Here is an 18,787-nt window from a genome sequence, read left to right on the forward strand (position 1 = left end):
TACAAAAGTATTAAAAATTATTGACAATATAAAAAAATCTTGTTATTATTGACTCAACCTAATAGAGAGGAGGAATATTGTGAAGTACAGACGAGTTAAAGGTTATCGTCACATGCTTAACCTATCTCAGGGAGAGATAGCATTGAAACTAAAAATTTCAAAGCAATCCTATCACAATAAAGAGATAGGAAAAATAGAATTTAACGATAATGAAAAACAAGCAATAAAGGATTTATTACAAAGTGAATTTCCAAACATTACTATTGATGATATTTTTTTTAGTTAAAAGTATTAAAAAGTATTTGTTTTAACAATTTGAAAGGAGATAAATATGGAAAGTTTCTAACAGAAAATGCCAGCATGGAACTGGTTAATGGAATATTATCGCTCGCTGAAAGATTGGCAACTGAAAAATTAGAGTATCTACAGCAGAAGCCGATAAAACAAAAAGAGCTAATGGAGCTCTATGGATTCGATTATAAATACTTAACTAAACTTAAAGCCTTAGGTTTACGTGGTAGACGGCAAGGCAAATCTATCTATTATGATTTAAGAGATGTAGATAACATCCTAGAAGAATTAAAACAGTAAATTGGCTTGTCGGCATGTGAAAGGATTCTTGGGTTTTTGGTAATAAAAAGGAAGTGATATTATGTGAGAATCGGTAAATATTTTTATAGAAAAGAGCTAGTAATCCTAACTCTTCGCATTATGGATAAGAAAAACTACTTTTTGATACGACAGTAATTTTCTTACTCCATTATATAATAATTTTTATAAATTTGGAGAAAAAATTTGAAAAAAATTTCTAAAACAAGACGTGAATTGATTAGTCTCTTTAGAGGTAATGATAAGCAACTTACTGGTTTACTTGGTTTTAATCAAGCAACAAATCAATACGAAATATTGACAGATAGAACGCTAAAAAATGGCTATACAGTCAAGAAAGGATTACTAGATGATTCAACTCTCGCTACTATTTGGGGGTATATTTCAGAAAAATGGAAGCAAGATTTTTCTGATAAGGAAATTGCAAATGTCTGTACACTTATCGCTCGGCAAAATAGTTTTAATCCGATAAAAGATTTTCTGAATGAAGCTCAAATAAATGCTCATACTGTAGACCCTTTTGAAATTATAGTAAAGTACATCAATATTGAAGATACTGACTATAATCGAACTGTACTTGACTTGTTTTTTAGAGGTGCTATCGCTCGGATATTGACCCCAGGTATTAAATTCGACTATTGCCTTGACTTAGTGGGGAAACAAGGAACTGGCAAAACAACATTTTTAGAAGAAATCTTTATGGGGTATTCTGTAGTTATCAACAACTACCTAGATAAAGATGAGTTGTTAAAAATGCTAACCGCTTGGGTTGTTATGGATGATGAATTAGTAGCTTCTAGTAGATTGGCTTTCTCAACCTTAAAAAGAACTATTACAGATACAACTGTAAATTTAAGAAAACCATATGGGCGAATCACTGATAAAATACCAGTAAACTTCGTTCATGCAAGAACGACAAATGATTTTGAGCATTTAATAGATGCCACAGGAGATAGGAGATTTTTACCAGTAGGCACATTACCTCGTAAAGTAGGACAACCCATTAAAATAACGAAAGAAGATATAGTAAATATATGGGGCAATTATTATCGCTCCTATTTGAATAATAGCAAGCTATTCTATGATAATGATTCTTTTGAAGGTAAGTTAATTGAAAAAGTGAGAAGACGGTTTAAACCGCATGACGAAATCAATGAAAAAGTAGCCTGGTATCTTGAATGTGAAATTCCAAATAATTTTTATAGTTGCAAAATATCAGATAAAGAAAGAAGACATTTTTACAAAGATATTGAACAAAAAGGGAAGTATTCTAAAAATCAAAAATGGGAAGTGCTAGTTCCACGGACAAAGGTTTCTATGAACCATCTCGTTAATGAATTATTTGACGAAGGGTTAGATTCTGGAACTAAGCAACAGATAAGAACCTATTTAAATCACTTGGAGAATTGGGAAAAGCGTGATTCTATCGCCTTTTCTAAGTCATGTAATACCAGCGGTTGGACAAATATTAAGAAATGAACTTCTTAGTGTATCATATATTGGATTATAGGATAGATTCTCTAAAAAAATAATAAATTATATATAATAGTTTAGATAGTTTATCTCTATTTCTCCAATTATCCTATATACTAGGTGTTTTAGTCTAGTAGTTCGAAAACTACAAACCCCATATCAACAATTTTTTTCAGATTGCAACTATCAACCTGATTGTACATTATCAAAAAATACCACTTGATTTAATAATCAAGTGGTATTTCTATTCTTCAAGTAAAGCAATAATAGCCTGTAATTTCTTTTCTTGCTTATTTTTAGGAAGTTTGGCAACAGCTTTGATTAGATTTTGAACGGCAACATTATCGGCCTTAATGTTAAAGTTGAAAAACTCACTGTATGTCACATCTAGAGCCTCTAATAGCTGTTCTAATGTCTCTAATCGTGCGGAATGTCTATAGTTCTCCAATTTATTAACGTACTTAATATCAAGCTGTGAAGCCTCAGAGAGTGCTTCTTGAGTTAGTCCTTTTTCTTTGCGTAACTCTTTAACTCTATCAGCTACAAAAATAGCAAGTGATTCATTATTATTCATACTAATTCATATCCTTCTCATTTCAGAATATCACTAAGAAGAATCAACTTGTATATATTTATAGAGAACTTTTTTGCTGTAAGTTCTATTTTTTGAACGTTTTTGGTATAATGTACTTACTTGCAATAATTATTTCAGCATACATTACTTTAATAAATTTATTTGAGAGATAAGCAGACTATTGCTACTGTTTAATTAACTCTTCTAGAATTCTAATGTATGAATTTATAATATAGTTAATCGGAGTAAAAAGATGCCACTTGTAGATTTAGTCAAATATAATGGAAGTCCAAATATCTTAGCTTGGAAATTTCCCAATGAGGAATTAAGTACCTTTACACAGTTGATTGTCAATGAATCACAGGAAGCTGTCTTAGTTAAAGATGGTCGGATTGCTGATGCCTTCCCTGCTGGTAGATACACCCTTGATACAGCTAATATCCCTATTTTAAATAACATTATCAATCTTCCTTTTGGTGGTAAATCTCCTTTTACTGCGGAAGTTTGGTATATCAATCAAGCCAATAGTCTTGATATTAAATGGGGGACAGCGACACCGATACAGTTACAAGACCCTAAGTTTGGGATTTTTGTTCCTGTCAGAGCTCATGGGATTTTTGGTATTAGAGTCACCGACTCAAAGAAATTTTTAAGAAGCCTTGTAGGAACAGTGTCTATTCTAGATACTGTAGCTATTACAAATTTCTTTAAAGGTCTCTATATCACTAGAGTAAAAGATGCTATTTCGTCGTATTTGGTCAAAAAGAATATTGGTATTTTAGAAATTAACGCTTATCTAAATGACCTTTCCATTTTTTTACAAGACGAGCTACATCCATTTCTTCAAAAATATGGTATTAGTCTGATTAGTTTTTATATCAATGATATCAGTGTTCCTGAAAATGATGATGGAGTTAAACAGCTAAAACTAGCCCTATCTAAGCGTGCGGAAATGGATATTATCGGCTATAACTACCAACAAGAACGCACATTTGATACTCTGGAGGGGGCTGCTACAAACGCAGGCTCTGATACTTCCTCTATTTTAGGTGCTAGCCTAGGTATGGCAATGGGGGTAGGTCTAGGTGGAAATTTTGCAAATAATTTCTCAAATTTAACACAAGAATTGAATCCACAAACGCAATCCCAACCTCAAGAACAACAAGGTAAATCTTGTATCAAGTGTCGTTCTCATTTACAAGATGGGGCTAAGTTTTGCTCTGAATGTGGTCAAAAGCAAGATTTGTCTTGTCCACAGTGTCAGCAAAAAGTTGAGCTAGGGATGAAGTTCTGCTCGAATTGCGGTCAAAAGTTAGGAGGATAAAATGTTTGATGACTTAAAAAATGAAATTGCTAAGAAAACGAAAGAAATCCTTTGTCAAAGACAAGCTAAAGATATTTTTGAAGACGATAAATTGCTTCAAGCAGAGAAACGTCTTCAAAAATATATGCAGATTATTGTCAATGGTTACGTCTTTTTTCTCCTAGGTGCAGGTACTTTAATGTATTCGTTCCTATTTCTATATAGCTACATAGAAATAGGATTTGGCTTTTTTAGTCTATTTCTAGGTATCGCTTTTGCTTTAGTTACTATGTATTTTTTCTATACTGGATATCAAAGTTTTCCACGATATAAACGATTCCCACTATATCTATCACGTATCGCTGATAGTAAAGATGGCTCACTGGATAAAATTTCAGCTTCTATAGGTTACCCTTACGAAGTTGTTGTTTCTGATATTGAATTTTTAATACAAAAAAATATTTTAGAGAAAACTTATATCAATCACTCTCAAAGAGTAGTTATATCTCCCGTAATAGGAGAGAGTGTTTCAAAATCTTCAGTTACTCAGAAGTGTCCTAATTGTGGTGCAAGTATTAGTTTCATAGGGCAGTCCGTAGAGTGTGAATATTGTGGAAGTACAATCTCCTTACATCAATGAACTACAGTGTAATAAAAAGAGGATAGGAACATGAAACTGAGTAGAAATCAACTTTTTTCCATAGCTTTAACTGCGGTAGCTATAATAATCACTATTATATTTGCTACTGGGTTAAAAAAGAACAATCAATTAACACAACGGTATATAGCTAGTCAGTCAGAAGCAACTACCTCAAGTAGTTCAGTCTCAGCTACCAGTAGCACTACTACTCCAAGTAGCACAATTTTCTCAAGCAGCTCAGCCTCAGCTACCAGTAGTACAACCGCCTCAAATAGCTCAACCTCAACTACCAGTAGTACAATTACTGCAGGAACTGATCCTGTGATTATTGATGTCAATGACTTTATAAGTAAGTATGATAATTCAGAACTAGATACGAGTTTAATTTACCAGTTTGATGCTGAACCTATTTGGCAAGAGGAGTGGGGGTTAGATGCTGACAATAAAGAATATTCAATGTATATCAGATATCCCAATGATCCTATTAACTACGATTTTATACTTTTTACTACATCATCTATAGCGAACAGTATTAAAAATAGTAAAAGTGCTACATTTACCGTTAAAATTGATACCAGTTCTACGACTTATATAAATCCTGTACGTGTTATATCAGCCGTACCTAAGCAGTAAATAGGGAGATATTTATGTTTAAAAAATTATCACTGACATCACGAGAGATTGGCTTAGCTCTATTCTCACTGTTTTGCCTAATCTTAACCTTTATTTCATTCTCTACAGTCAATAGAAACAATTCTAAAATTGAGAAGCTACTTACTGTAGCTGAAAAAGAGTCATCTTCCTCAATAAGTATTCCATTAGAATCAACAGAGTCAGATAACATTAATACAGAGGAGTCTAAAATAGAAAGTGAAAATATTTCAGCATCATGGAATGAAGAGACACAAACTTTTGAAAGTCCGGATGGGAAATTAGTATTTGATAAAATTGAAATTGTTAAGGGCTATAATGATAAACCAATTCTTAAAGTCTCATTCACAATTACGAATGCAACTAAGGAAGAGAAAAATGTTTTACTATTGTTTAGTTCTTTAGTAAATGTTCAACAAAGAAATAAGAACACTTCAAATTCACTTCAATTAGGTACATTAACCTCATTAGAAAAAAATCATCTAAACGATACACTTAACGCTGATGGTACGATATCTGGTTTCTATCCTGTTGAATTAGAGAATGAAACAGACCCTATTATTTTTGATTTCCAGTATGATAATATCTCCCTATATGAATGGGAGTATGAGCTTAACTAATCAGGCTAACTGAAATCGTAGATATTCCTACTTGCAAAGTTTTCAAATAAAGACTATAATGAAATAGAAAAAGGGAGTTGCATCGACAACTCCCAGTGTAAATCCGTTTAAGTCGGTAGCTAAGTTTATAGTTAAGAAATAACCGTCAACCTGCCAAAGTTTAAGACGGTTATTTCTTTTTGTTGTTAAGCATAATAAGGGCAATGACAAGTGTTAGTAGAGCAATGATGAAACTACCAAAGTTCAACATCAATTGTAAAGCCTCTGCTACAGACAAAAGAGCTACTCCTTTCTATCCAGATTTTAGTACTTACTTGCATAAGCACCACCACCTTTCAATCGGATGTAGCTACCGTCATAACTTATTTACAATCTGATTATATCACAGCAGATAAAGCTGGGCAAATAGATTTATTTTACACACCGACAAGACTTTTTCTCTAAATATTCACGACCACCTAATATGGTAATCTTTTGGTAATCTATTATTTTATTTGATGATGCCAAATGGCAATGTGAAATTCCTCCAAATAAGCGATACCTAAGACTTATGAGCTTAATGACAATTGTCAATAAGCTACTTGATAAAAAATACGGTCTCAAAGACGCAAACGCTGCGAACTAAGAGAACCCACACGATTAACCCATTCTCAGTTTCTGAGAGTGGGTTTTTTGGTATCGTAATTGCCAAAATGATTGCCATTGGTTGACATACTCATTAATGGTGCAAACTTATGAGTTGTTTGCTCTGTAACTGCTTTTGTTACACGAGCGTAGAGATGAATGACAATCCTCAAATAACTCAATAGGCTAATAAACCTATTTAATCGTTTTTGGCTTGCTTGTCAAACTTCAGATGATAAGTTGTAATGAGATTGAAAAAGGGAATTGTGCCACACCTCCCAATGTCAATTCGTCTAAGAGGGTAACGTTTATAGTTGAGAAATACCCATCAACCTGCTAAAGTTTAAGGCGGTTATGTCTTCTTGTTGTTAAGCATAATGAGGACAATGATCAGTGTTAGTAGAGTAGTGATTAAACTACCAAAGCTCAACATGCTTTAAAAGCTCTACTACAGGCAAAAAGGCTCTTACTAAAACATTCATTACCACCCAATAGGGCTATCTTTTAGTAAAAATTCAATTCACGCAAAAGAGCTGAACAATTGTTCAGCTCTTTAGTTATCCTATTTAGCTTCAATCAAGCCAACTTCTCCATCTTCACGGCGGTAAATGACGTTTGTTGTATTGTCTTCAGAATCGGTATAGATAAAGAAGTCATGCCCAAGAAGATCCATTTGAAGTAGAGCTTCATCAAGATCCATTGGTTTCAATGTCACATGCTTGGTACGAACCACTTTACTTGCTGGGCTTTCTTCTGTCACTTCAGCTTCAAAGGCTGATGTAAAGACTTGGCCTGTCGCTACTTTTTCACGATGTTTTTTGGCAATTTTAGTTTTATTTTTACGAATTTGACGCTCAATCTTATCCACCACCAAATCAATAGAGCCATACATGTCCTGTGACACATCCTCTGCTCGCAAAGTCATTGAACCAAGTGGGATTGTCACTTCTACTTTGGCTGTCTTTTCACGATAAACCTTGAGGTTAACACGCGCATCCAATTCTTGATTTTCATTGAAGTATTTCTCAATCTTACTAATCTTGCTTTCTACATAATCACGAATAGCGTCGGTTACTTCGAGATTTTCACCACGGATACTAAATCTAATCATAGTAGATACCTCTTTTCTCGCTTTTGTAAAGCGTTTTCTTTTTACACTTCAATTATACTCTTTTCTAATAAAAAAGCAAGGCTTTTTAACGAGCCAGTGAAAATGTTTTTATCTTTTTCACACCTTTTTCATAAAAAAGCTGCGCTGCTAACTGTAGCGTGGCCCCTGTCGTATAAACATCATCAATCAGTAATATCTTATCTGGTAAACTGCCATCATTTAACACATAAAAGGGATTTTCAGACTGTAGGCGCTCAAGCCGAGTTCTCTCTGATTGTTTTTGCCCCTCCTTTTTCCCTAGCAAATCTTGATAAGGAAGCCCCGCCACTTCTAGAAGGCCTGTCACTTGATTAAAGCCCCGCTCCCTTTCCCTTTCCTGACTAAGGGGAATTGGAACCAGAGTGTACCCCTTAAATCCTTTGAGGGCCTTTTTGATGTCTGTCATAAAGACCTTTCTGAGCAAATAGTCTCCTTGAAATTTATAACGGCTAAAGTAGTCTTTCATGGCCTGATTATAGCGAAATAAGGCTGTATGTGATACAAGTTTTCCACGATTCTTCCAGTATACACAATCACTACAGATCTCTACGCTACCACTTTTACAGCAAGTTGGACAGTGGGACTCTGCAATCGTATCAAAAGAAGACTGACAAGGGGCACAAATCAGGGACCTGGCCGACGATAGGGTAAAGAGTTGATAAAAGGCTAATCCTTCATCGAACTCAACCTGGCATAAAAGGCATTGGGTCATGCAAAACCTCCTTTTCGATTCATTTGAATAATTTCTGCCTTTGCCTTTGTCATGTCACTGGTCATACCATCATGAAAAAAATAAAGAGCCCCCGTCGGTCTTTCCATTGCCCTACCAACCCGACCAGAGATTTGAACCAAAGAGGATCTGGTATATAGCTTGTGATTGCTCCAGAGAACAAACACATCGACATAAGGAAAGGTGACACCGCGCTCCAGAATGGTGGTCGAAACGAGGATTGAGAGCTGCTTGTCCCTAAATTTCTGTACCAAATCTGAACGTTCTTCTGTTGTACTGGCCACAAAACCAATGGCTTCTTCTGGAAAATAGCGGCCTAACACTTGGGTAAATAGTTCTCCCATTTCAATATGTGGGAAGAAAATTAGCAAGGGATAGCCCGATTGGCGTTGTTTGCTAATGTAACGTCTTAATTTTCTCGGAAGTTTTCCTTTCTGCAGAGATATTTGGAGCTTAGATAACCAAACCATTTGTGGTACTACCAAAGGATTAGCATGAAAACGACGCGCCAAATGCAACTTCTTAATCTGTCCTGCTGCTACCTTTTTATCCAGAGCATCTGTCGATGTCGCTGTCAAAAAAACTGTAACCCCCTCTTTCTTAACACAGTTTTCCACGGCATGGTAAAGCACTGCATTATCCACAAAAGGAAAAGCATCTACCTCATCAATCAAAAGCAAATCAAAGGCTTCTTTGAATTTTAGCAACTGATGGGTGGTAGCAATCACTAGAGGAGCCCGTCGATAAGCCTCACTTTCCCCATGTAAAAGCACCATTTCACATGCAAAATCCCTACTCAAACGCTGATAAAGCTCAATACAAACATCTCGCCTAGGACTGGCCAAACAAACCTGACCACCACTATCAAGCACTTGTGCCACCGTTTCATAAATCATCTCAGTTTTACCAGCACCTGTGACCGCATGAATCAGCAAGGCTTGTCCATTTGCAACACCAGTCTTCAAGCTATCAGATACCTCTTTTTGAAAAGGGGTCAACTGTCCCTGCCATCTAAGGCTTTTTATTTTGGGAAATGGCTGCGCTGGAAAATGATACAAAGACTGATCGCTTCGAGAACATCCTAGAAGGAGACATTCACGACAATAAAAAGCACCATTTGGCAATTCCCAATCGCTGTCAATTCTTGTTCCACAACGGTTACAAAAAAGATATTTACCCTTGGCTGTCATCGCTGGAAAAGCCTTAGCCAACTGTTTCTGCGCCTCCGTTACTTGATTTTCTGTAAAAAGTCTGCCATACATATTTTCCATACTTGACTATTCGGATTTTAGAAAAAATATGATAAAATCGTGGTATGAAAAACTATAAAACAATCGCAAAAGACGGTATCGTCGAAGAAGAAATTAAAAAATCTCGCTTCATTTGCCACCTCAAACGGATTAAAAGTGAGGAAGAGGGACGCTCCTATATTGCACAAATCAAAAAAGAGCATCACAAGGCAAACCACTCCTGCTCTGCTATGGTTATCGGGGAAGACGGGCAACTCAAAAGATCCTCAGATGATGGCGAACCTTCTGGCACAGCTGGGGTTCCCATGCTGACTGTTTTGGAAAAGCAGGGCTTAACTGATGTGGTTGCAGTGGTGACTAGGTATTTTGGCGGCATCAAGCTTGGAACTGGCGGGCTCGTTCGTGCTTACGGAGGTTCTGTAGCCAATGCCTTAGCAGAAATAGGCACCGTAGAGGTCAAAGAATTAGAAGGATTGCAAATCCAGCTTAACTACTCTCAGTATCAGACCTTCGCTAATTTTTTAGAATCCGAAAATCTTCAAGAATGCGATACTGAATTTGGCGCTGAGGTGATCACTCATATTTATCTGGATAAGGAAATGGTAACCCCAACGTTAGAGCGGTTGATTGAATTTTACGCTGGAAAAGTTGCCGTACAAAAATCTGGGACTAAAATAGTTGAAGTGCCTCTATAGATGAGTTGCGCTGCTATTAACTTCATAAAAAAAGGCTATCACAGCTATAAAAAAAGGGTATTTTACAAGATTCCCTTTTCTTTTTATACTAGGTTTATCAAAAATTGAGGTAATATCATGACTAACATTTATCATAACATCACTGAATTGGTCGGGAAAACCCCTATCGTCAAACTCAATAAGCTTGTTCCAAAAGGAGCTGCAGAGGTCTATGTCAAGCTAGAGGCTTTTAATCCAGGTTCTTCTGTCAAAGACCGTATTGCGCTTGCGATGATTGAGCAAGCCGAAAAAGACGGACGTCTCAAAGCTGGCGACACCATTATCGAGCCGACTTCTGGTAATACTGGTATTGGCCTAGCTTGGGTAGGCGCTGCCAAAGGCTATCAGGTGGTCATCGTCATGCCAGAAACCATGAGTTTGGAGCGTCGCCAAATTATTCAAGCTTACGGAGCAGAATTAGTGTTAACTCCAGGGGCAGAAGGCATGAAGGGAGCTATTGCCAAAGCTACAGAATTAGCTGCTAAAAGACAGGCTTTCATGCCTATGCAATTCTCCAATCCAGCAAATCCTGCCATCCATGAAACCACGACCGGACAAGAAATCTTAGAGGCTTTTGGAGAGACTGGTCTTGATGCTTTTGTCTCTGGTGTCGGTACTGGTGGCACCATTTCAGGTGTCTCAAAAGTTCTAAAACAGGCTAACCCTGCCATCCAAGTCTTTGCTGTTGAAGCTGATGAATCGGCAGTGCTATCTGGACAAGAACCAGGCCCACATAAAATTCAAGGAATCTCCGCAGGCTTTATTCCTGATACCTTAGATACCAGCTCATATGATGGCATTATTCGTGTGACATCTGAACAGGCACTTGCCACCGGGCGTGCTATAGGAGCAAGCGAGGGCTTTCTCGTTGGCATTTCATCTGGTGCTGCGATCTATGCTGCTATTGAAAAAGCAAAAGAACTAGGTGAGGGCAAAAAAGTGCTTACTGTTCTGCCAGATAATGGTGAACGGTATTTATCCACTACGCTTTATACATTTGATTAACACAAAAGTTGCACAAGATCTGTTGTGCAACTTTTTTATGAGATAAACTGGCTGTGACTTTTGGGGACTATCCGCTCAGCGCTAAACGTTACTAAAACTGATAGAGTCTTGTCCCCTGTGGTCCAAGTTGCCCCATCCTGCAATTGTCAGATTTTCCATATATGGAAAATTTGTAGCCTTGATTTAGTCCTGAGATTCCTTTTCTCTCAAAAACACGAGACTCTCTTCAATCCATCCTGGCATACTGTCTGCCAAAGGCTTAAAACCAATTTTTACCCGACTATTTGAGAATCGATGCCTGTGAGGGAAGGGATGTTTTTCTTCTTCCAGACTCCTCATAGACAGAGAAGCCCTGCCACTATACTCATCATAATCAATGACTTGGACATCTACCTTATCCCCAACTTTAAAAACATTGAAAATATTATCCACATAGCTAGTGCGAATCTCAGAGATGTGTATCAAACCTTTATTACCGTTTTCCAAGTCTACAAAAGCCCCATATGGCTTAATCCCTGAAACCGTTCCCTGGTATTTTTCCCCAATCTTCATCAGCCACTAACCTCAATGGTCTCAATAATCACATCTTCTATCGGTTTATCGGCATAGTCCGTTTCAAGCCCTGCAATCGTATCTAAAACCTGATACGAAGCTTGATCCATCAGTTGACCAAAAACGGTATGGCGACGGTCAAGATGTGGAGTGCCTCCCTGCTCTGCATAACATTTTGCAACTTCTCCAGGCCAGCCACCGCGTGCAATTTCTTTTTTACTATATGGCAAGTGTTGGTTGTGAACAATGAAAAATTGGCTACCATTGGTATCTGGTCCAGCATTGGCCATTGATAAAGCGCCTCTAAAGTGGTAAAGTTCTTCTGAAAATTCATCTTGGAAGCTTCCGCCATAGATGGATTCACCTCCCATACCTGTGCCTGTTGGGTCACCTCCTTGAATCATGAAATCTTCAATGATTCGATGGAAAATAACGCCATCATAATAGCCAGACTCCGCTAATTCCACAAAGTTTTTAACGGTGAGGGGAGCTTGTTCTGGAAAAAGTTTGAGAACCAAATCTCCGTGATTGGTCTTGATTGTAGCCACAGGACCATCGACCTGTGCAAGGTCAAGCTGTGGAAAATATAAGTCTTTTTCGATCATTCCTAATGTCTCCAAGGCATTGTAGATGCCATTTTCTTCTACTGTATCTGTGATGCTATCTGCTTTTTCTTTTAGTTCTGGAACAGCATTACCCATAGCAATTGTTAGCCCAACGTAGTCAAAGGCTTCAAGGTCATTATAACCATCGCCAAACATCAGAGCATTGTTGGGTTTGAGTCCTTCTTTTTCAAGGATTTTAGCAATACCAGAAGCTTTTGACGTTTCTAGAGCTATCACGTCAGAAGAGTGTGGGTGCCACACAACAGGACGTACATACTGTGCCAGGCTATCTGGAAAAACAAGATTGCCATTATCCTCTGCAAATGTCCACATATGATAGACATCCTGCTCCAGATGAAAGTCTGGAGCCACTTCGCATTGTCCGTAAATGGGAATCATCGCGTCATCAACCAGCTGACTCCGCTCAGACACTACAGGCTTGTCCTTTCCTGCAAAACCGTAAGCAATGCCAATTTCTTGACACCAGTCGACAAATGCTTCTGTGACTTCTTTAGCTAGAGGTTTACTGTAGATTTCTTGACCTTTTTGATTGATGACATAAGCACCGTTGATGGTCACAAAATAATCAGGTTCTAAGGCCATAATCTCAGGCACCACACCATACATGCCACGTCCAGAAGCAATAGCTGTCAAGATGCCTTTTTTCTTCAGATTGGCAAAGACCTTCTTGATGCTATCAGGCATATAGCCGGTCGTTTTCACTCGCAACGTGTCATCAATATCAAAAAAGACGATTTTTATTTTTTTAGCTTTATACTTGGTTTTTGCGTCCATAACTCCCTCATCAAGACAGATTTTTTCTATTATACCACAAATCACAAGGAATCAGTTTTCCTCTTTTACCAATTTATGGGTAAACGCATAAACAACCGCCTGAGTACGGTCTGTAACATCCAGTTTTGACAGGATATTTGACACATGTGTTTTTACTGTTTTTAGTGAAATAAAAAGCTGGTCTGCAATGGTTTGATTATCATAACCTTTAGCCAGAAGAGCTAAAATGTCACGTTCTCGGGCTGTCAAATCATGGTGTAAGGGCAAATCTTCCTGGTAGTCTTTCATCTTCTGATTAACTTCCGTTTCGATGGCTAACTGGCCATTGGCTACTTTTTTGATACTGTTTAAAATTTCTGCAGCATTCGACGTTTTTAGCATGTAGCCTTTAGCACCCGCCTCGATAACAGGGTAAATTTTTTCATTGTCCAGATAAGATGTCAAGACCAGAACTTTGGCTTCTGGCCATTCTTTTAGCAGTTGCAAAGTCGCCTCAACACCGTCAAGCTCTGGCATGACAAGATCCATAACCACAACATCCGGTTTCAGAGCTAAGGCTAGTTCTATGCCTTCTCTCCCATTTTCTGCTTCACCAACCACTTGGACATCTGACTGAAGATTGAGAAAACTCTTGAGTCCCAAGCGAACCATTTCGTGATCGTCTACTAACATTACCTTAATCATCATTGTCTCCTTCCATCAAGGGCAGGCGAATATCTAGAGAGGTTCCTTTACCTCGACTGCTAAGCATCGTCATTATGCCTGCCATATCCTCTACACGATCTTCAATATTTTTAAGACCATAGCTCAATTCCCTGTTCGCATCGATATCAAATCCTATCCCATCGTCAATCATTTTGAGTTGTAGGTCTTGGTCATTTTGAATCAGGTAAACCTCTAAATGATTGGCCTTAGCGTGTTTGAGAGTGTTGCTGATAAATTCCTGTGCAATTCTAAATAAATTTTCTTCAATGCTTTTGGGTAACTGACCAACCTCGACACGATAATCCACCGTCATCTGTGCCTTATCAGTGAGCTCCCTTAAAATCATACGTAGTCCTTCTGACAGGGTCTTTCCTTCTAGCTCTGTCGGACGCAGGTGCAAGAGTAAAATACGTAAATCATTTTGCGCATCATTTACAATAGCTTCTACTGTTTTGAGCTGATCTTGCAACTGCTGGGAGCTTAAATCTGAGGCACTTTGTGCAAGACCAGATAAAATCATGCTAGAAGCAAACAGCCCCTGACTAACTGTATCGTGAAGGTCACGTGCAATTCGCCGTCGTTCTTGCTTGACAATATCCTCGCTCTTTTCAATATAAGCATTCTCTGTTTTTTGAAGGTTATGTGTCAAATGGCGCATTTTACTGGATAAACGCAAGAGGTTTTCACCTAGCTCTGTTTCTTCGGTCTCACGAACGGGCTTATTATCCAAAATCCGCCTCAAATTTTGATTGAGGTGGCGCTTGCTGTACTCATCCAAGATAATCCAGCCAAGTAACAAAATGACCATGAGGGTTACTGCTAGGGAGAGTAGCGTAAAAAGCAGACGTGCCGTCAGTTGCCAATCAAGAAAAAGCAAATCAAATCCCAGTCCCAGACTATCGAATAAGACAAAGGTTACTGTCCCTAGTATCAGCAGGTCGAAGAGAAAAATCAGAGCGACTGTTTTCTTTTTCATTCTCTGATCACCTCCACATCGCCTGCTAAGATACTAATGACTAACTTGAGCCTTTTTGCCGAATGCGCAAACTCTCCCTCTTCTAAGGTCAATGTTTCGTTCCGTAAATCATATTCAGAATAATCAAAAAAGCTGACACTGCCATAGATGGAGGACACATGAAGCCGAACGGCAACATCAATAGGAATTTTGATTTGCGTTGGACCATAAATCTTTCGAATCAATATATGGTTAGCCTGCCCTCTGACGATGACTTCATTAAGGTCAATCGTGTCATTTCCTGCAAGACGAATAATGTTAATATCATCAAAAGCATAGTCTGTGCGTTGTAAAGGTTCTTGGTCCCCGATCCACTGATTGGGTGTAGACTTCATCTTTAACTCGTCTGCTCTAAATTGGATTAAAGCTCTGCGATTTTTCTGCTTCACCTGAGAAAAGTAGTTAATCAATACATAAACGACACCAACAAGAATGGCGACAACCACATAGGGGTTGAGCATAAAAATGAGAAAAAGCAACCAAAAACTGGCCGTTAAAAGGAGATTATTGCGACTTCCCAGATTGTAAAAACGTAGCAGCAATAAGGTCACGACCAACATTAGGAGAAAGGCTGATAAATTTTGCGATAAGATGGTAAGAATTGCCATGGTAATCAATAGGCTTTCCACTACCAGGAAAATGTGAAATTTCTTCATTGACGTCCTTCTCAGCGATAAGTGATTACTGTCATTGTATCAAAATCAGATAAAAAATTCAGCCTTTTACTGGCAAAGAGGCTAGAGCAATCGTTTCTCATCAGCTGATCAAGCTTAAAGCCTATCAACCAAAAAGTCTATTTTCCCCTCATCAAGACAAGTGACCGTTGATGGAGCGTTTTTCTGCCTCTATATCAAAAGACGCCTAACACCAAGACTTGTCATGTTTGGTGCTAGACGCTTTAACGATTGTTTTGAAGGTGATCTCAATAAGTTCTTGACCCATTGATGTTTGATTTTTTAGGGTGTCTTTAGCACCACACAGATGTTAAATCTCATCTGCAATTTTATTGATTTTTCTAAGTCGATGATTGACACCACTTTTTGTCAAAGGGCTCTCTAAACTATCAGCGATTTCTTGAATAGAGAAATCCGGATGATTGACACGAATCGTTGCCACTTCTTGCAATTCAAGCGGTAAACTTTCTAGACCGATAGTGCTCATGATTTTAACGATGTTATTAATGGTCTTGACACTGGCAGTAACGGTTCTAGCAATATTGGCTGTTTCGACATTACTCGCACGGTTGATGTCATTTCTAGCCTCTCGCAGCATTTTAACATCTTCAAATACCTGCTTGGCAGTCATAGCACCAATGACGATGAGAAAATCCATGATATCTTCAGCTTTTTGTAGATAGGTCACGGCGCCATGTTTCCGTTCAATAACCTTGGCATCTAGCATAAATTTCTGCATCAGCGCCGCTAAATCTTCGGCATGATCTAGATAAACCGAAGAAATCTCCAATTGATACTTTCCAGACTCTGGATTGCGAATAGATCCAGTAGCTAAAAACGCCCCTCGCAAGTAACTCCGCCCAGCCTCATCATCTTCTAAAATATGAGGGTCTATCCCCGTTTCAAAACCAAAAATAGAATCGGCCAGCTGCAAATCGGCCAACATGTCACTGACATTATCAGTCACCACGACCGTATACACACGGTTCTTGCGAAGGTTGACTTTTTGGTGGTGACGAATTTCTGGAGTCACTTGATACAACTTTTCTAGGAGATTGTAGAGGTGACGAGCTAGCTTGGCATTCTCACTGGTGATTGATAAGGTCAGACCGTGATTGACAAGTCCTAGACTGCCAGACATCTTAATCAGCGCCGATAGTTCATTACGATCAAGAATGGGTTGACTCAAGAGCTCTTCTTTTGTCTTTGTCGTAAAACTCATCTTGATACCCCCCTAAGCAAGGTCAGTAGTTCTTCTACCACCAAATCTCCATCATGGAAGGCTCCGCCATTTTCCAAGCGCAAAAAATTAGAAGAAATAACCGTTTTAGCCATGGTTGACAGCCCTTGAAAATCGTGTTCTACCTGAACAAGATATTCATCAAAATGGTTACTATTCATATAAGCTTGCGGAACGGGTTCACTATTAACCAAAACGGTATCAATCACATCTACCCCTAGATGACGGTTAAGCACTGCCACATGATCCGCATCACTGAAGTGCTCTGTCTCTCCATATTGAGTCATGATGTTACAAACATAGACCACTTGAGCCCTTGTGGCAAGCAGGGCTTCTTTAATTTCTGGAATCACTAAATTGGGCAAAATAGATGTGAACAGTGAGCCTGGCCCTAGCACAATCATGTCACTTTCCATGATTGTTTCAACGACCTTGCGACTAGCTTTTGGCTCATCGTCTGAATAAGTATTGGTCACAAAGACATGATCAATCATGCCCTTATAGTCGGCAATATTGCTTTCGCCAATCACTTCATGCCCGTCTTTAAAAACTGCATGAAGGGTCAGGGCTTGCTCACTTGAGGGGTAGATTTTACCTGTGGTGTGGAAAAATTTGGTTAGGATTTGCATGGCATTATAAGTAGAGCCCTGCATCTCAGAGATACCTGCGATGATAAGATTACCGAGTGGGTGACCTGCCAATGGTCCGTCCGAATCTTTAAAGCGGTATTGAAAAATCTTCTCATAAAACTTTGGCATATCCGACATGGCCACAAGAACATTGCGTAGGTCTCCTGGCGGCGTCAATTGCATAGCCGTACGTAACTCTCCCGAAGAACCACCATCATCAGCAACCGTCACAATCGCTCTGAGATCAATATCTTCTTTACGTAGGCTGTTTAAAATCACAGGAAGGCCTGTTCCGCCACCTATTGCTGTAATGATGGGTTTTCTCATGAACGATTCACCGTTTCCTTGCGACGATCTTTATCGCGATGGCTTTCATTAACACTCCAGTTGGTTTTTAAATCTTCAGCTAGACGATGGGCAAATGCAGTGCTGCGGTGTTGACCACCTGTACAGCCAACAGCAATGGTTAGTACCGACTTCCCTTCTTTTTGGTAGCCAGGTAAAATCGATTCTAGAAGCGCTAGCCATTTCTCATAAAAGGCATTGCTCTCCTCAAAGGACATGACAAAGTCATAGACTTCTTGGGTGAGACCCGTTTTTTCACGTAGTTCAGGGACATAGTGAGGGTTTGGCAAAAAGCGAACATCAAAGACCAAATCTGCATCCAGGGGCAAGCCATATTTGAACCCAAAAGAGACTACCTCTATGCGAAAACCAATCTTACTATCTGATCCTGAAAATTGTTCCGAAATGGTCTGGCGAAGCTGCCGCGGGGTCAGCTCTGTAGTGTCTACCACATTTTGGCTCATACTTTTTAAGGGAGAAAGGAGCTCTCGTTCCAACTTAATCCCGTCCAAAACACGACCATCAGCAGCCAAAGGATGGCTACGGCGGGTTTCCTTATAGCGCGACACTAATTCGCCGTCTGTTGCATCTAAAAATAGAATCTTAAAATCTAAGCTCTCATTGCTCTCCAGATCATCCAAAATAGCGCTGATTTCTGAGAAAAAGGAACGACTGCGCATATCGACTACCAAAGCCACCTTGTCATTGCCTTGTGTATGCGACAATAATTCTAAAAATTTTGGCAGCAGGGTGGGAGGCATATTGTCCATGGTAAAATAACCTAAATCTTCAAAAGATTGGATGGCAACCGTTTTACCCGCACCGCTCATACCAGTAACAATAACTAGATTAATTTTGTTCATA

At 38.7% G+C, this 18,787-nt stretch carries 23 protein-coding genes; 9 read left to right on the forward strand and 14 right to left on the reverse strand.

Translation table 11 applies throughout. The features are described 5' to 3' along the window. Positions 1-79: 79 nt before the first annotated feature. From G575_RS0105040 to G575_RS11175, 3 genes are all read left to right on the forward strand, one after another. Positions 80-286 (forward strand): transcriptional regulator, encoded by a 207-nt coding sequence (locus G575_RS0105040; RefSeq protein WP_156874724.1) that lies wholly within the window; start codon positions 80-82, stop codon positions 284-286. A 74-nt stretch (positions 287-360) separates the two neighbouring features. Beyond that, the gene (locus G575_RS0105045) at positions 361-591 is read left to right on the forward strand and encodes a helix-turn-helix domain-containing protein (protein WP_051176930.1); all 231 of its coding nucleotides are present in this window, start codon (positions 361-363) and stop codon (positions 589-591) included. 204 nt (positions 592-795) lie between these two features. Further along, positions 796-2,088 (forward strand): VapE domain-containing protein, encoded by a 1,293-nt coding sequence (locus G575_RS11175; RefSeq protein ID WP_051176932.1) that lies wholly within the window; start codon positions 796-798, stop codon positions 2,086-2,088. Between the two features lie 238 nt (positions 2,089-2,326). Here G575_RS11175 and G575_RS0105055 read toward each other — a convergent pair whose 3' ends face one another. Then, complete coding sequence (locus G575_RS0105055) at positions 2,327-2,656, reverse strand: helix-turn-helix domain-containing protein (RefSeq protein WP_027971755.1); 330 nt, start codon at positions 2,654-2,656, stop codon at positions 2,327-2,329. Between the two features lie 253 nt (positions 2,657-2,909). Here G575_RS0105055 and G575_RS0105060 point away from each other — a divergent pair, with 253 nt between their 5' ends. From G575_RS0105060 to G575_RS0105075, 4 genes are read left to right on the forward strand one after another with little or no spacing between them, the layout of a single operon-like run. Next, complete coding sequence (locus G575_RS0105060; protein ID WP_027971756.1) at positions 2,910-3,980, forward strand: SPFH domain-containing protein; 1,071 nt, start codon at positions 2,910-2,912, stop codon at positions 3,978-3,980. 1 nt (position 3,981) lies between these two features. Beyond that, positions 3,982-4,599, forward strand: coding sequence for a hypothetical protein (locus G575_RS0105065; protein WP_027971757.1), 618 nt, complete (start codon positions 3,982-3,984; stop codon positions 4,597-4,599). A 30-nt stretch (positions 4,600-4,629) separates the two neighbouring features. Beyond that, positions 4,630-5,232 (forward strand): hypothetical protein, encoded by a 603-nt coding sequence (locus G575_RS0105070; RefSeq protein WP_027971758.1) that lies wholly within the window; start codon positions 4,630-4,632, stop codon positions 5,230-5,232. A gap of 14 nt (positions 5,233-5,246) precedes the next feature. Then, positions 5,247-5,870: a DUF5067 domain-containing protein gene (locus tag G575_RS0105075; RefSeq protein ID WP_027971759.1), complete on the forward strand. Its 624-nt coding sequence runs from the start codon at positions 5,247-5,249 to the stop codon at positions 5,868-5,870. 169 nt (positions 5,871-6,039) lie between these two features. Here the strand turns inward: G575_RS0105075 and G575_RS12375 are convergent, their stop codons facing one another. The 5 genes from G575_RS12375 to G575_RS0105095 all read right to left on the reverse strand — a co-directional run bounded on the left by G575_RS12375 (position 6,040) and on the right by G575_RS0105095 (position 9,645). Continuing rightward, complete coding sequence (locus G575_RS12375) at positions 6,040-6,147, reverse strand: putative holin-like toxin (protein ID WP_083958854.1); 108 nt, start codon at positions 6,145-6,147, stop codon at positions 6,040-6,042. A 699-nt stretch (positions 6,148-6,846) separates the two neighbouring features. Continuing rightward, positions 6,847-6,927 carry a putative holin-like toxin gene (locus G575_RS12650; RefSeq protein ID WP_425423301.1) on the reverse strand — a complete coding sequence of 27 codons (81 nt, stop codon included), beginning with the start codon at positions 6,925-6,927 and terminating at the stop codon, positions 6,847-6,849. 129 nt (positions 6,928-7,056) lie between these two features. Then, the gene (gene hpf / locus G575_RS0105085) at positions 7,057-7,605 is read right to left on the reverse strand and encodes a ribosome hibernation-promoting factor, HPF/YfiA family (protein WP_027971760.1); all 549 of its coding nucleotides are present in this window, start codon (positions 7,603-7,605) and stop codon (positions 7,057-7,059) included. Between the two features lie 85 nt (positions 7,606-7,690). Continuing rightward, the gene (locus tag G575_RS0105090) at positions 7,691-8,356 is read right to left on the reverse strand and encodes a ComF family protein (protein ID WP_027971761.1); all 666 of its coding nucleotides are present in this window, start codon (positions 8,354-8,356) and stop codon (positions 7,691-7,693) included. Beyond that, positions 8,353-9,645 carry an ATP-dependent helicase ComFA gene (locus G575_RS0105095; RefSeq protein WP_027971762.1) on the reverse strand — a complete coding sequence of 431 codons (1,293 nt, stop codon included), beginning with the start codon at positions 9,643-9,645 and terminating at the stop codon, positions 8,353-8,355. The genes G575_RS0105090 and G575_RS0105095 overlap by 4 nt, the downstream gene beginning before the upstream one ends. 44 nt (positions 9,646-9,689) lie before the next feature. On the opposite strand from G575_RS0105095, the gene G575_RS0105100 reads away from it, so the two are divergent. Both G575_RS0105100 and cysK read left to right on the forward strand, forming a co-directional pair. Beyond that, on the forward strand, positions 9,690-10,319 hold the full coding sequence (locus G575_RS0105100; RefSeq protein ID WP_027971763.1) for a YigZ family protein: 630 nt from the start codon (positions 9,690-9,692) through the stop codon (positions 10,317-10,319). A 117-nt stretch (positions 10,320-10,436) separates the two neighbouring features. After that, positions 10,437-11,363: a cysteine synthase A gene (gene cysK, locus G575_RS0105110; protein WP_027971764.1), complete on the forward strand. Its 927-nt coding sequence runs from the start codon at positions 10,437-10,439 to the stop codon at positions 11,361-11,363. 183 nt (positions 11,364-11,546) lie between these two features. Here cysK and G575_RS0105115 read toward each other — a convergent pair whose 3' ends face one another. The 8 genes from G575_RS0105115 to rapZ form a co-directional block, all read right to left on the reverse strand. Further along, positions 11,547-11,915 (reverse strand): S1 RNA-binding domain-containing protein, encoded by a 369-nt coding sequence (locus G575_RS0105115; protein ID WP_027971765.1) that lies wholly within the window; start codon positions 11,913-11,915, stop codon positions 11,547-11,549. Next, entirely contained in the window at positions 11,915-13,315 is a 1,401-nt protein-coding gene (locus G575_RS0105120; protein ID WP_027971766.1) for a Cof-type HAD-IIB family hydrolase, read from the reverse strand. The genes G575_RS0105115 and G575_RS0105120 overlap by 1 nt, the downstream gene beginning before the upstream one ends. Positions 13,316-13,366: 51 nt before the next feature. Next, the gene (locus G575_RS0105125; protein ID WP_027971767.1) at positions 13,367-14,002 is read right to left on the reverse strand and encodes a response regulator transcription factor; all 636 of its coding nucleotides are present in this window, start codon (positions 14,000-14,002) and stop codon (positions 13,367-13,369) included. Continuing rightward, a complete protein-coding gene (locus tag G575_RS0105130) occupies positions 13,992-14,996 on the reverse strand; it encodes an envelope stress sensor histidine kinase LiaS (protein ID WP_027971768.1) in 1,005 nt (334 codons plus the stop codon). Before G575_RS0105130 ends, G575_RS0105125 begins: the two co-directional genes overlap by 11 nt. After that, the gene (liaF, locus tag G575_RS0105135) at positions 14,993-15,691 is read right to left on the reverse strand and encodes a cell wall-active antibiotics response protein LiaF (protein WP_027971769.1); all 699 of its coding nucleotides are present in this window, start codon (positions 15,689-15,691) and stop codon (positions 14,993-14,995) included. The genes G575_RS0105130 and liaF overlap by 4 nt, the downstream gene beginning before the upstream one ends. Positions 15,692-16,019: 328 nt before the next feature. Further along, positions 16,020-16,931 carry a DNA-binding protein WhiA gene (gene whiA, locus G575_RS0105140; RefSeq protein WP_027971770.1) on the reverse strand — a complete coding sequence of 304 codons (912 nt, stop codon included), beginning with the start codon at positions 16,929-16,931 and terminating at the stop codon, positions 16,020-16,022. Further along, positions 16,928-17,905: a YvcK family protein gene (locus G575_RS0105145; protein WP_027971771.1), complete on the reverse strand. Its 978-nt coding sequence runs from the start codon at positions 17,903-17,905 to the stop codon at positions 16,928-16,930. Before G575_RS0105145 ends, whiA begins: the two co-directional genes overlap by 4 nt. After that, on the reverse strand, positions 17,902-18,786 hold the full coding sequence (gene rapZ, locus G575_RS0105150) for an RNase adapter RapZ (protein ID WP_027971772.1): 885 nt from the start codon (positions 18,784-18,786) through the stop codon (positions 17,902-17,904). The genes G575_RS0105145 and rapZ overlap by 4 nt, the downstream gene beginning before the upstream one ends. Position 18,787 lies beyond the last annotated feature (1 nt).

Source organism: Streptococcus plurextorum DSM 22810 (assembly GCF_000423745.1).
Lineage (GTDB): Bacteria > Bacillota > Bacilli > Lactobacillales > Streptococcaceae > Streptococcus > Streptococcus plurextorum.